General features: G+C 49.6%; 17 protein-coding genes. All 17 read right to left on the bottom strand.

Going from position 1 to position 12,584, the window contains the following annotated elements:
* Positions 1-124: 124 nt before the first annotated feature.
* Positions 125-499, bottom strand: a complete 375-nt coding sequence (locus EDM60_RS18910) for a C40 family peptidase (protein WP_122965341.1) — start codon at positions 497-499, stop codon at positions 125-127.
* A gap of 67 nt (positions 500-566) precedes the next feature.
* Entirely contained in the window at positions 567-851 is a 285-nt protein-coding gene (locus EDM60_RS28750) for a DUF4376 domain-containing protein (RefSeq protein ID WP_244226807.1), read from the bottom strand.
* Positions 852-1,096: 245 nt separating this feature from the next.
* Positions 1,097-1,555 (bottom strand): hypothetical protein, encoded by a 459-nt coding sequence (locus tag EDM60_RS18900; protein WP_122965340.1) that lies wholly within the window; start codon positions 1,553-1,555, stop codon positions 1,097-1,099.
* A 56-nt stretch (positions 1,556-1,611) separates the two neighbouring features.
* Positions 1,612-1,953, bottom strand: a complete 342-nt coding sequence (locus EDM60_RS18895; RefSeq protein ID WP_122965339.1) for a YolD-like family protein — start codon at positions 1,951-1,953, stop codon at positions 1,612-1,614.
* 104 nt (positions 1,954-2,057) lie between these two features.
* The gene (locus EDM60_RS18890) at positions 2,058-2,360 is read right to left on the bottom strand and encodes an STAS-like domain-containing protein (protein ID WP_122965338.1); all 303 of its coding nucleotides are present in this window, start codon (positions 2,358-2,360) and stop codon (positions 2,058-2,060) included.
* On the bottom strand, positions 2,354-2,743 hold the full coding sequence (locus tag EDM60_RS29220) for a hypothetical protein (protein WP_233454194.1): 390 nt from the start codon (positions 2,741-2,743) through the stop codon (positions 2,354-2,356). The genes EDM60_RS18890 and EDM60_RS29220 overlap by 7 nt, the downstream gene beginning before the upstream one ends.
* 741 nt (positions 2,744-3,484) lie before the next feature.
* Positions 3,485-4,342, bottom strand: coding sequence for a coiled-coil domain-containing protein (locus EDM60_RS18880; RefSeq protein WP_122965337.1), 858 nt, complete (start codon positions 4,340-4,342; stop codon positions 3,485-3,487).
* A 136-nt stretch (positions 4,343-4,478) separates the two neighbouring features.
* The gene (locus EDM60_RS18875; RefSeq protein ID WP_122965336.1) at positions 4,479-5,972 is read right to left on the bottom strand and encodes a GH25 family lysozyme; all 1,494 of its coding nucleotides are present in this window, start codon (positions 5,970-5,972) and stop codon (positions 4,479-4,481) included.
* The gene (locus EDM60_RS18870; protein ID WP_122965335.1) at positions 5,972-6,226 is read right to left on the bottom strand and encodes a hypothetical protein; all 255 of its coding nucleotides are present in this window, start codon (positions 6,224-6,226) and stop codon (positions 5,972-5,974) included. The genes EDM60_RS18875 and EDM60_RS18870 overlap by 1 nt, the downstream gene beginning before the upstream one ends.
* Positions 6,226-6,513 carry a hypothetical protein gene (locus tag EDM60_RS18865; protein ID WP_233454193.1) on the bottom strand — a complete coding sequence of 96 codons (288 nt, stop codon included), beginning with the start codon at positions 6,511-6,513 and terminating at the stop codon, positions 6,226-6,228. The genes EDM60_RS18870 and EDM60_RS18865 overlap by 1 nt, the downstream gene beginning before the upstream one ends.
* Before the next feature lie 124 nt (positions 6,514-6,637).
* Positions 6,638-6,775 carry an XkdX family protein gene (locus EDM60_RS18860; protein ID WP_122965333.1) on the bottom strand — a complete coding sequence of 46 codons (138 nt, stop codon included), beginning with the start codon at positions 6,773-6,775 and terminating at the stop codon, positions 6,638-6,640.
* Between the two features lies 1 nt (position 6,776).
* On the bottom strand, positions 6,777-6,989 hold the full coding sequence (locus tag EDM60_RS18855) for a D-alanyl-D-alanine carboxypeptidase (protein WP_122965332.1): 213 nt from the start codon (positions 6,987-6,989) through the stop codon (positions 6,777-6,779).
* The gene (locus EDM60_RS29215) at positions 6,986-8,536 is read right to left on the bottom strand and encodes a hypothetical protein (RefSeq protein WP_233454192.1); all 1,551 of its coding nucleotides are present in this window, start codon (positions 8,534-8,536) and stop codon (positions 6,986-6,988) included. Before EDM60_RS29215 ends, EDM60_RS18855 begins: the two co-directional genes overlap by 4 nt.
* Before the next feature lie 1,410 nt (positions 8,537-9,946).
* Positions 9,947-10,609, bottom strand: coding sequence for a phage tail-collar fiber domain-containing protein (locus EDM60_RS18840; RefSeq protein ID WP_122965330.1), 663 nt, complete (start codon positions 10,607-10,609; stop codon positions 9,947-9,949).
* A 1-nt stretch (position 10,610) separates the two neighbouring features.
* On the bottom strand, positions 10,611-11,180 hold the full coding sequence (locus EDM60_RS18835; RefSeq protein WP_122965329.1) for a phage tail protein I: 570 nt from the start codon (positions 11,178-11,180) through the stop codon (positions 10,611-10,613).
* Positions 11,173-12,285, bottom strand: coding sequence for a baseplate assembly protein (locus EDM60_RS18830; protein WP_122965328.1), 1,113 nt, complete (start codon positions 12,283-12,285; stop codon positions 11,173-11,175). Before EDM60_RS18830 ends, EDM60_RS18835 begins: the two co-directional genes overlap by 8 nt.
* A complete protein-coding gene (locus EDM60_RS18825) occupies positions 12,272-12,583 on the bottom strand; it encodes a GPW/gp25 family protein (RefSeq protein WP_122965327.1) in 312 nt (103 codons plus the stop codon). Before EDM60_RS18825 ends, EDM60_RS18830 begins: the two co-directional genes overlap by 14 nt.
* Position 12,584 lies beyond the last annotated feature (1 nt).

The raw sequence follows: 12,584 nt of genomic DNA, 5'->3' as shown, positions 1-12,584 counted from the left end.
CCAGACACAACTGTAATAACTGTGATCATGCCGTCAAAATTCATGTTCCTATCCCCCCTCATCCGGGAACAAAAATTTCCCCGATCTGTTCGGGGCTGGCTCTCAGTCTTGTTGTCATGTAAAGCTACGCGACTCTTTGCAGCAGGCTTGACCGTGCCAAATCAGCAGGCGAAACCTTGCCGATATCGCCGCTCCTCAGCCTGATGCCCGCTGCCTCAAACATCTTGTCCACCGTCCCGATGTGCGCCTGGATAAATTCGGTCATTGTGGCAACCTGCGCCGCTGTCAGCTCGCCGCGATATCGGTACACGTCACATTGCCACGGTGGATAATTATTGTGGTGCCGCTGCAATGGAAACCGCCAATCCATCTCCGCAATGTGCATGTCATCCAGCACGATAGCAAGGTGACTGTATGGTGAGTCAGTAAACCACTGTATAGCCCCCGCCAAAGGCGAGCGACCAGATACAAAAAGAAGGTCCAAGCGCTTCAAGTCCATGCGCTCGACCTCCTACCAGTTGACAGATTTCACTTGTTTTTTGTTTCAGCAGCTTCGACCTGAGCTTTCAGGTCCAGTACCTAGCGATTTGCTCCTGCTTATGCTGCCCTGCCTCCAGCACCACCTCAATGAACTGTTCCCGCGTCAGGCTGACGATGCCCGCGTCTTCCGTTTTCCATTGCGTCTCGGCAAGATCAGGTTTCAACAGAAATAGCGTGCTCTGCTGGTTGAAGTTTGCCTGGTCTTCCTCGTTGAAACGGAACTGGCGTCCGGTCGACGCAGAGGTAAAGCCTGTGTAAATCGCCTTGAAGCACTCCGGGTTCGGCCCTTCACGAGAAAATTTGAAGACCATATGCAGAAGATTTATGAGTGATTTGTGGGTACGCTTGTGGGTGAGGCGATTTTTACACCCGCACCCACCAAAGCAAAAAACCCCTCGCACCATGAGGCACAAGGGGTTTGGACTTCTTAGTAAGCAGCCATGTACTGCTCGCGCTCCCAGTCGTGAACGCGTGTGCGGAACATGTCCTTGGCTTTCGATCAACTTTAAAACTCCATGAAAATCCCGTTGCATCCATGATTTTACCTAGTGACGTCTCAAATGATTTCGAAACGCTTCATTTTTTCGTGGGCAAGAAGTGGGCAAAAAAGTGGGCAAAGTCGATTGAATGTGGATTCAACGAGGCATTTCACTGTACTAATACCGACTCTTTTGAGTGAATTTGCAGCTCGCGTAGAAACTGGACCAGGAACACGTACAAAAATTGCTTCGATAAGCTGTTCTAAAGAAAGCATACCCATGCCATCCTTAATAAAATTGATAATTGGTTCATCGGGTGAAGAGAAAGCAATATGATACAGGCTCTCTTTCTTGCGGGCATCCTCGATCAGTTGCAAAGTTGCTTCTGATTGCTCACGAAGTATAGCCCATGTATCGTCAATTGGCGCAGCGATGATTTTACCACTTTTGCATAGTTCTCTGATCGTATCATTGCTAAGCTCCCAAGATTCGGATGCCTCGTTAATACCCATAATAGAAACCAGCACTGTATTCATTAAATAGCCCCGCCTTGTTCATTTTACTCTAGTTTACTATGTCCGACAGGGTAAGGCTATGCCCGTACTGAAACGATACAGCCGATGGGTATCCACTGAACATCTTCATCATTTACCAGCTTGATCCGGCGCGCATTCGCATCGATCCACTTAACGACTCCCCACATGCTGCGCGTTGTACCCAGCTCACCTTTCACGGACTGCCACCAGGTCACTGTGACGGCATAGTCCTCGCGAGCTGCGTCGCGGAGTTGGTACTGGAAAGACTCCAGCTCGTCCTGCTCAAGCACAGGCATATGTACCAGCTTCTCGTCTTCCTTCATCCTTAAATACAACTCGCGTTGCTCCGGAAGTACGAAACGCCCTAAAGTTGGATTGCTTAACTTGCTGATTCTCATGCTGTTCGCCTCCAAACAAGAACATTTGTTTGTATTATATGCGAACAAGAAGAAAACATGCAAATAAAAAAGCTCCACATTTAGTGGAGCTTTTGGAACGCTAATTAAACGTTAATCAACTTTTTTCTCTCATTAACCTCGAAAGAAAAACGATTTTTAATCATTTCATTGATTTGCTTCGTCGTATTAGTGAATTTCAAGTGGCTGCGCACATGCTCAAAAGGAAAATCATCCAATAAAGCAATGAATGCAGAATTTACAAATGACGAAGGTACACTGTCGACGCCACTGAAAGAGATTGTAACTTGTTGCCCTGCAGCTATTTTTGGCATGATCAAAGCGAAGATAATATCTCCGTCAGCATTGGAGTAACAGCGTTCTACGTGATCAAGTATGTTAATCACCATTCGAACTCCTCCTCTTCTACATGTTCAATAGTGTCTGTTCTCAACACTATTTCAAATAAAGTTCCTGGGTAAAATCCACTGATGTCACTCGGCTCCATCGCAATGTCATTATTATGACCGAGTTTACATTTTACTATACCATGGTTTGAATGGATGTAAACCCACCCCTGGTTATTTTTTACAACATTTTTTACTAAAACATCCAATCCAGCCCCTCTGTTTCCGGGGGTGCTCTTAGTGCTAAAACCTTGTTCTGTTGCTTTCTGGATAGCTAATGAATCAGTCAATCCAGGGATCACACTTTGTACATTGCTTGGGATACCAATACCAAAATCCGATATGGCAATATTCACTTCGTTTTTTTGCTGGGTAATGTTGCGCAAAGAAGCATCCAATATGTTCTTTTGAATGATCATTAATGTTGTTAAATATCTCTTGAAAGCATACTTTTATGTCTCCAAGAGACGCACGGGTTAAATTTAATCTGGAGGCAAGCCATGTGACCAGCTTATTATCCAGCCATTGGTAACTATCTTGGTACGCAACTAGTTGCAATGGTATTGTTGTACTTCTTTGAGAAGCGCTCAAGCTAATTTTTTGTCCGGTGTACTTTTCGAAAAAAGTTGAATCGTCCAAGTATTTAATGGCTGGAGGATAGTTGGATGGATAGCGAAAGGTTACTTTTACATTCCGTTTCAGCAACCATTGAGCCAAATTACCCAAGATAGTAACTCCAACCGGCTCAATAAAATGCAAAAACGAGAAGTCGAAAATGATTTCATTATCAATTGGGACTAAATCAGGGGTAATGGCACTCGACAGAATATAATGCATTGTCGAACTGTTTAAATTGCTCGGAATGGTCACGATCATTAGTGTTCACCCTTTACTTTTCTGCTCCCCCAATTGTATGAACCAAATCGACATAGTTCAAGAGAAACTCCTCGCATAATTCGACATTCACTTCAATTCCAGAACGTCTCACAATACAGTTCTGAATACCTAATTTTTCTGCATGCCGTCCCACCACCTTTTGGAAATATTTGTTTTAATCATACACGAACAAACGTTCGTAATCAATAGGAAGTTATTTGATTCCTATGACAGAAAACGCCTTCCACCAGTTAATTCTCTGATGGAGGGCGTTTTGTTTTGCCAGCAAGCTGTACCGTCAACTGCGCATTGCGTTCTCTTTCTTGCGACAGTGCATCTTGCAGATGTTTCAGTTCTGCGACCGCTGCTTTTTCTGCTTGTAGCACAGCCTTGTCCTTTTCCAGTTCCGCCTGTTCTTTCTGCCGCAGCAATTCTTTTTCGTGTTCTTTTTGCTGTTGAGCTATCAGCGATTCCAACCGATCGATCTCGCCCGAGTAAACTTTCAACTTTGATTCACTTTCATCAAGTTTGCTCTTTATCGCTGCAACTTGGTCTACGGCAGATTGAAGTTTGTCGGCCCGGTCACGCTCGCGTCGCTCTGCTTCTTCTGCTAACTGGAGCAACTTAGCTGTTGCCGCCTCAGCAGCGCGTGACGCATCCAGCAACTCACGCGTCTGTGCAACCTCGCGCTCAGCTTTCGCCACTTTTTCTGTCGACTCTTCGCGGATAACGGCTATTTCTTTCGCGGTTTCTTCGCGTAGTCGCTCCACTTCTTTTTGTAGCTCTCCGATCTGCTGATGCGCTTCAAATAGCTGTAGGTTCTTGGCTTCGACCTTTTGCTGGAGAGCAGTATACTCCTCCTGCGCCTGTTGCTGCTGATCCTTTGCTGCCAGCCCCTGCGCGGCGGTGATCGATACGATTCTGCTGAGGTGATATTGGATTTCCTTGACGTGCGGAACCTCTTCCCAGCTCTCCTCTTGTGCGTGTTGTTGGTGTAGGTTCAGCAGATACTCCATAGCGTCCATAACTGTTTTACCTTCACCCAGTCCTTGCGCCACTCGATTGACTGCCTCGCGTTGGTTTTCATATACACGGATCGTCACGCTCATTATCATCACTCCCGACACAGTTTGTATATGTTTTGTATACAGTATCAGTATACAATTTGTATATTTTATGTGTCAAACATTTCCATATAACAAAAAAGACCTCCTACGGAACAAAGCCATAGGAGGTCTTAAAAACTTACATGTGCTTTTTCAGCCACTCCGATACTGTCGGATGCTGCAGGTTGACGGCTTCACATCCTGGCACGCTTTGCCGCACGCTACCTTTCTGGACACCTACAGATGCGATATTGACCATGATACCGATGACCTCTCCGTACTCGTTGACCACAGCCCCGCCGCTGTTGCCGTACTGCGCTGGAATGGAGCAATCAAATTCCCACGGCTCCTTCGCCGCGCTGACCTGGCACAGCTCGCCTGTGCGCGTGATCCACTCGGTGTATTCCGCTTCGACTGTCAGAAGCTTTTGCCCATTGCTGATCGGCTCGGTAGACAGCGTCAGATATGGCAAACTCTTCGGTGGGTTCTCGATCCGGTACAGTGCCACGTCGATGCTATCTTTACCGATGGTCGGGTGCTCTGCAACCAGTGTAGCGTCCAGCCAGTCACGCGAACTTGTCTTCACACGGATAGATGCACGTCCTTTCGAGACGTGCTGCGCTGTCAAAAGAAGACCACCTTGCAGCAGGACACCTGTTCCGCCACCGCCTACGTCAACGTGTACAGATGCGGCTTTTGTCAGTTTCTCGATCTCGTTCCAAGACTTCGGTTGTCTGTCTGGCTTTTCAGGCTCTGGCTTTGGTTCAGGTTTTGGCTGTTCTGGCTTTGGTTGTTCCGGCATGGGAACTGTTACTGATAACTTTTTCGCCATGTTCTGTATGAGCAGCGCCGCATAGTCGCCACGTACCGCGCCGCCTTCGTATGCGTTTTGCAGCCAGTATTCGGGCGACTGGATGACCTGTGCGGTTTGCAACACCTTCAACGCCTCTTTTGTTTTGTCGTCCGCCTGTTTACTCACAGGTTTTTCCACAGGCTTGGGGGTAGTTTGCGTCTTGGCTGTTAACTCCATCCAAAAAGCTGCGTCCAGCTCATTCATATCGACATTGCCTGCGATACCAGATACTTTGCCGCTGCTCGTGTATTGAAAGGCTGACCAGCACTGCCAGGTCGGGTTTGCCATCGGCTGATTGACTCCGTAGTGAGCGACCCACAGCGGCCATTTAGCGAGTTTGGCGCCCAGATACGTCTTAGCAAACGAGGCCCCGGTGTAGACCATGGCGCGGTGACCGGAGCGATTTTCGACAGTCTCCAGCCAGCTGTAGCACCAATCTGTCAGCTTGGAAGCTCCGACTTTTGAAGCATCACCTTCGACGTCCAGCACATGCGGCAAGGTGGCCTGAAGCCCCGCCACCGCGACCAAAAATGACTCCGCTTCCGCCGCTGCCGTGTTGCCCGTCTCCGGTCGGCAGTAGTGGTAGAAGCCTACTTTCACCCCCGCTGCCAGTGCTCCTTGTGCGTTTGCGCGGAAGCGAGGGTCAGTATACCCGGCGCCCTCCGTTGCTTTGATGAAGACTCCTTTAACACCATCAGCTGCGACCTTTTTCCAATCGATCATCCCGTTGTGATGCGACACGTCGATTACTTTGATATTCGCTGGATTGCGTGCTTGCATTATCGTTCATCCTCTCTCGTTTGAAACGTGTTTTTCATGCCGGAGTGAATGCCGATTGCCGCCAACGACTCCACGAATGCCATCTTGCCTGCTTCCAGGTAGTCTCCGTGGAACAAAAGGGCATTTGCCAAATTAAAAACGACCGCCAGAACGACGATCGCCAGTGGAATGAAACTATTCGGATACCACTCTTTTCCTTTCAGCCAGCCGCCAATTGCCATTACAACCGCAATTACGAGTCCAATTTCGATCATTACTCATCTTCCTTTCTTCCGTCCAAACGGTTCAGTCTGTGATGTGCCTGCTTTGCAGATTCTTCAACGCGGGTTACACGTTCCGACAAGGCGTCGAACTTCTGACCCTGTGCCCGCTGTTCCAAGCGAATGTCATCCACCCCTCGTTTCAGGTAATCGACGTCTGCGCGCTGCATGGCATCAGTACCCGCTTGCGTGGCAGCATCCTGACGGATCGTCCTGGCCCGGCCAATCCACCCCAACGCAATGCCTGTAAGTCCAGATACAACTGTGATAACTGTGATCATGCCGTCAAAATTCATTGTCCTATCCCCTCCCTCATCCGGGCACAAAAATAGCCCCGGTCGGATCGGGGCTGGCTCATGGTCATGGTGTCATGAAAAAACGCCCTTCCTATAGTGGAAAGAGCGCCTAAAAGTCTTGGCCTGTGATGGTCTTAAACTCGTCTTTGCTGATTTCTCCGTACGGGTTTGCTTCCGTTACCACAGCAAGACGCAGTTGGTTCGCAGTTACCCATTTCATCGCAAAGGCCAGCATCCAAAATGCCATATCAGTTTCCACCTCCTTTCAACTGGATCACTTCGAGTGTCAGTTGAGCAACCTTTTGTCCAAGCGAATCGATCATCATGTCCTTTTGCATACCCTTGATCTTCTCCTGCGCTAGTTCTTGTCCCAGTGCTCCAAGTGAGTCTTTCTCCCTTTGGATTGCTTGGCGCTCATCTTGTGCCTCCTGTACCGATTTTGGGCTTTGCAACTCGATCAATCGAATGCACCTCCGAATCCTTTGATTGTGATAGGTTCGGTTGCTGTTCCTTTTTCGATCCGTACCCTTATGCTTACGGCCCAGGTGGCGGCCGTCTTCTGCGTGTTCAGAAACATATATCCGCGCCCGTACCGTGCATGGAATGAGATATCTTCCCATGTTGGATTTGTGTCGAAGGCATTGTTGCACGCTTCCGCAGCCAAGATAGCTCCGGCTGGTAGTGTCATGTCCAGTGTAAGGAGAACACGCTTGGCCGCTGCATCCGTCAACCATGGTTCCTCGATCTCGAAGTCGATCTCATCTTCAAACCGCGTCAGCGTGTAGGTGCGCGTAGACGTCATGCCTTGATCGTCAACTGCTTCGATGGTCAGCGCGTGCTGCACGCCTGGCTCAAGCCGCAGCCACATGCCATGTGGAATCGTGATCGCCTCCTGCCGTCCGGCGACGCCTGGAAAGCTTCGGATGACCTGGCCGTTGATCTTCTCTGCGACTGTAAACGTGCTGCCTTCTGGCTCCGTGACCGTGTAGTTGACAGACGGCGGAGTTTCCATGATGCCGAGGTCGCCGTTCTCGCCACTGATCGTAGGCGGCCGATTCCATGTCACTCGGAACTTGCGCGTGACTTCCGCGCTTTTGCCGCCCTTGTCGTCTTCGGCCCATACCGACAGCGTGTGATCGGTTTTCTCGGCCAGGTCGACGCCAGTAATGTCTACCACGCCGTCATACATGCGTTTGCCGCTGTATCGCAGCTCGCGCGCAAAAGAAAGAGGCGTGCTGCCGTCTGAAAGACCGTACGCGACGTTTCGAATGGTGCCGCCGTTGATGCGATATTTGACTGTAACTGCATTATCTACGTCCTCATCCGTGGCGCTACCAGCTACAGAAAGTGTCACGTTTTCCGTCAGTACCTGATTGTCAGACGTAGTCAGAGTGACGACAGGCTTCTTGTTCGGAATCAAGACGCCGTAGTATTTTACTGCTCCGGCCGCTTGATAAAGCGTCGGCGGCACCAAGAAATCCGTCTTGAATAATTGGTCATAAAAAGTCGCTGGCTTGGTGCCTGCGCCGACAACGAACGGTCCTTGATATGTGACGAACTCGTCCGTTGACTCGATCCGCTTGATAAAGCCGCCGTCTTCGTAGGTTATCGATAGCTTTCTGTTTTTGTCTGAGGTGATGCTGGCGTTCTGACCTTTTACCAGCTTTCTCGGCTCGGCGGGCCAGGTTACGAAGTCTGGTGAGTTGCTATATCGGATGTACGGATTTACTGTGTCGCTCGCATCTGTGCCGTGCCAAACGACGTGCAGCTTGTCGTTTGATGTGGCAATTGCTTGAGGACTTGCTTGAGGGTAGCCCCCGCCGTAAATCATCACTCCGCGTCCGTCATTGGTGTCGTCCCAAACGAACCCGAACCCGAGATAGCGGTTAATGTAAATTCCGTAGTTATTCGGGCCACTTGACCATGCGCTAATGATCGCAGGAATGTCAAATAAATACGCTACATATGGACTGGTGATGTCTGTCCCTGAAGTATCATAGTATGTCAACTGACTACCTAAATTCGAAATCCCAAGTGACCCGTCACCGTCCGACAAAATTACAAAGGAACCAGCGCGAATGTTGAAACTGTTTGGGAGTGATGGGTTTTTCGTGCAAGCTACCCACCAAAGTTCGTTGCGGAAAGGGTCGATGATTAGGTCAATGCCATTAAATGCGGTTTGTTCCGAGTCAATTGCACCGTTAAATAGAACCCAACTTGCAGTCAACCCCCATAGATTCGTGTTCGTTGCGCCCGTTGCGTCGATTGCGATAAGGTTGATATCTGCGGTTCCTGTCGAAAACGCAATATACACTACACTATCCTTTGGTGCAATCGAGAAGTAGGTCAAGCTACTACTTCCGTTGCTCACGTAACACAATTGCGACCATGCTTTCCCGTTATTGGTTGACTTGTATAGATAAATGGTTTTACCTATCGAATCATAAGCTGCACCAACTAGCCAGCCATTGCTCAGTCGCACAGGCCGCGCCATCTGCGACACGAGGTATGGCTGACTGACAACGTTGACTGGGACATACAGCTTACTGTCTTCTTGCGTTACTGTGAAGTTCCGCGTCACTTTTGCCGAGTCGTCACTGCCATCGTTGGCCCATATCTGTATGGATGATGCCTCTGCTGGCAACAGGCCAGAAACGTCAGCCGTCCCGTCCCAGAAACGCCCCTGTGAGTATGTCAACGTTTTGCTGAATGTCTTCGATGTTGTTCCGTCCGAAGTACCGAGTGCGATTGTCTGTGTCGGCCCGCCGCCGATGGAATACTTGACTGACAGGGGTTGTCCAGCGTCTGCATCAGACACACTGCCTTCCAACTTGTATGTGCTGCCTTCGGTCAAAGCAAGGTTGTCAGTTGGCTGCGCTAGGGTGACGGAAGGGAGACTATTATCCACATAATCAACCGTGACACTATATTGATAGTAGTATGCGTAAGTTCTTGTATCCGCCGACGATACTGTCCCACCGTATGTCCCGGTTACTTCCGCGTACCAAGCGTCTGGCATTCTAGTGCAGCCACCGTTGCTGGTACTGGTCCTCGAAAGCGTACCGGAATACGCACCATCATTGTAATAGATTGAGCCGGGTAGTGCCGCCAGTGCGTCCCCGTATGCTCCAGAGCACCCCGCCGCGCTCGCGCCCATAGACGTTCGAGAATCTGTCCTATACGTTGAGTGCGGTGCCGATCCACCAGTCTGAACCGTTCTCGAAACTGCACCATTTTTGAGAGTAAAGGTTAGTGTATTGCCAGTTAACGAATAGGAAACTGTACCCGTATTTACAGTTACTGTATTTATCTTTTTAAGACCTTGCAGTGTTAAGGTCTGCGTTTGTGATCGAGAGGTACTCTCTGGATAAGAAATCGACTTTATTGCCATGCTCCTCCTCCTTTCGTAAAATGGCTGTTATTTGATCACAAGCTGTGAATTTGTTTGATCGAACCATCCGCGCTTGATACGAACACCGATGGGATTGCTGAAAGAAACTTTGAAAATATTGTTTTTAAAGTCATTCAACAGGGCATCCTCCAGTGTTTGCACGCGCGTAATGAGTGCGGAAATGACTGAGAGCGGGACGTGGACGTTCATATCGTTTACGTGCGCAGCAAAGGTGTCCACTGCAACAAATGCCTGCTGCGATACAATCGCCGTAACATTCTCCGTACTTCCAATCACTGTGTTAAAGTTGACGATTTCTTCAACCACATCAGTTCCCGCGGCTGGAAGATAGTCAGCGAGTGGACCTGCGTTCGCAACCGCGTAGAGAATTTCCCCCTTCGCCGGATCGTTAGCAAATAGGCCAATTTCACGAATAAAAACGCCTTGATTCAGCTCAGTGTTATTGATCGCCGCCTTGATCTGCGTTTGGCCTCGACCTGTTAGTTTTAGCTCCAACAAAGGCAGACTCATCGTCTCGTGTACAAGCTTGGTCTGTAGTCGCAGGTCACCGGAAGGAAAACCGTCTCCAATACCGACTCGTGTAAATTGAATGCTTGCTGCTCCTATTTGAGCTCTGCTGAGCAGCGAAAGCCCATCCTCGGTCAAAACAGAACCGTTAAACTGCCCCATATTATCCTCCTTCTGCTGCTGGAATCGTGAGGATTTTCAGTGTTGAAACTACCCCTCCTACATAAACCTCTGAGCTGCTATCTCTGCGTATGCTAATTGATTCAAGATGACTCCTGATGTTCTTGACTGAGTTGATAGCACGAATGATGTCAGCCAGCTTGCTCACTCCTGTCATATGATCGGTCGTCGTTACCTTGAAGTAGCCAGGCTCTCCACCATACTCAAACCACTCAGAGACAACTGCTTCGTCGAATGCCGTAGATACGACTTTGTCGATTGCCCACGGTGTTCCTTTGTATCGATGTGTGGTATTTGCTTGTTTGACAAGCTCGCGCTTTTTTTCAAGGGGCAGTGATGAATCATAAAAATCGACATGATACTGCCAGGCGAGCAGGTCTACTATATCTTCCAGCAGCTCATCGAGTCGAGGCAGCAACAGGCATTCGTTGATGGCCTGAGCAATGACTTGCAGTTCAGGTGTGATTGCCTCGGTCAGCGCCTGCACTTGTGGGTCGGCTTTGAGATTTTCCGGCAGAATGTCCGCCAAAGACACACTGTAGATATCAACCATCTTCCAGACCTCCGTATGTCGCCGTAACCGTACTGACGTGTGCTACCTCGTACTTTGTGAGAGCCTGATAGGTCGGTGCTGTTACCAGTACGCGCTTTGCACCTTCATTTTTGATTCTAGCAACCAACTCTGACGGATCGATAGACCGTCCCAGTTTTGCCCGCTGCCAGGTTTGGTAGTCTGCAATGGCCTGCTGCACCTTGCTCTGTATTGACGCGGCCATGCTGCTATCTGCTGTGTTAATCCAGTAAGTAAGTTCTATGCTGTATTGCACAACTTCCGGTGCCAAAACCTGCACGAAGTCCGTGAGCGGCCGCACCTTGCGATCATTGCAAATGTCGTACACAGCCTGCAACAGCTCTGCGCCTGGTACGGTTCCATCTTTCAATAATGGCCGAATCTCCACAACACAAGGCCCCGGGCTGTCAACCGATACATCACCAATCAGCGCACTTGCGGTTTTTGCCCAGTATCTATATGCCCCTTCTGGGCCTGCGACCGAAAAACTCTCAGGTGCCTGGCGGATGCGTTCTGCATATGAGTCATCATCTTCCTGGTTAACGCCGCCTTCGCTGACGGTGATATTTTCGACCGACTGTACCCACTGTATCGGGTCGACAAGTACGTTGAGTTGTCCAGGTAGGTATCCGTTACCCTGCGTACCAGCGATAGTGCATACCGCTTCAACATCCGCCTGTGTCTGCCCCGCCGCAATCGTCAGCTCTTTTGCAGTGGAAAAGAAAAGGCCGTCACCTGCGGTAATGCGGGTTCCAGCCGGAATGGTTTGCTGAGTCGCAGTCGATAGTCGGAACCGCACTTTCGTTTTCGCGGGCTCCGCCGGAAGTCGCCTCGTGTCCGTAAACACGCCCATATGGTCGAGAACTTGGCCCGCTGCGTAAGCGAGCAGGTTTTGCTTCGCGCTATAATCAATGTTCACTCGCTGTTGCGCAAGTAGCGCCACAATCACTTGCAAAAACTTCCGGCGCGGGTCGGCGTCCAGCAGCTTTATATCTGTCTTCTGCTCATATCTCGCAACAGCTTCCTCTTCGATTTGCTTCGCAGACTTCTGCGCGAACTGGATATCCGGCAAGTTAAACCGCGCCATCGACAATCCTCACTTTCACTACAGGTTTCAGCACGCCCATAGCCCCATCGCCTTCAAAACTGACCTTGATCACCTCGGCGCGCGGCTCATGCTCTCGTATCGCAGCGATCAGCTTTGCGACTGTCTTCGCCTGCGCAACTGGTAAAGGTGCGTCGACATCTGGCGACCAGGCAAACCCGCGAGCCAACGGGCAGGAGTACATCATGCTTGTGATGATCGACCAAACGTTTTGGAGTATTTCGGCTTCGCCTGTAGCCCCGAAATCAATCGTTTTTTCTGTTGTAACATCGTATTCCACT

Origin of the sequence: Brevibacillus parabrevis (assembly GCF_003710905.1) — a bacterium.
GTDB lineage: Bacteria > Bacillota > Bacilli > Brevibacillales > Brevibacillaceae > Brevibacillus > Brevibacillus parabrevis.
This window is presented reverse-complemented; position numbering and strand designations above follow the sequence as displayed.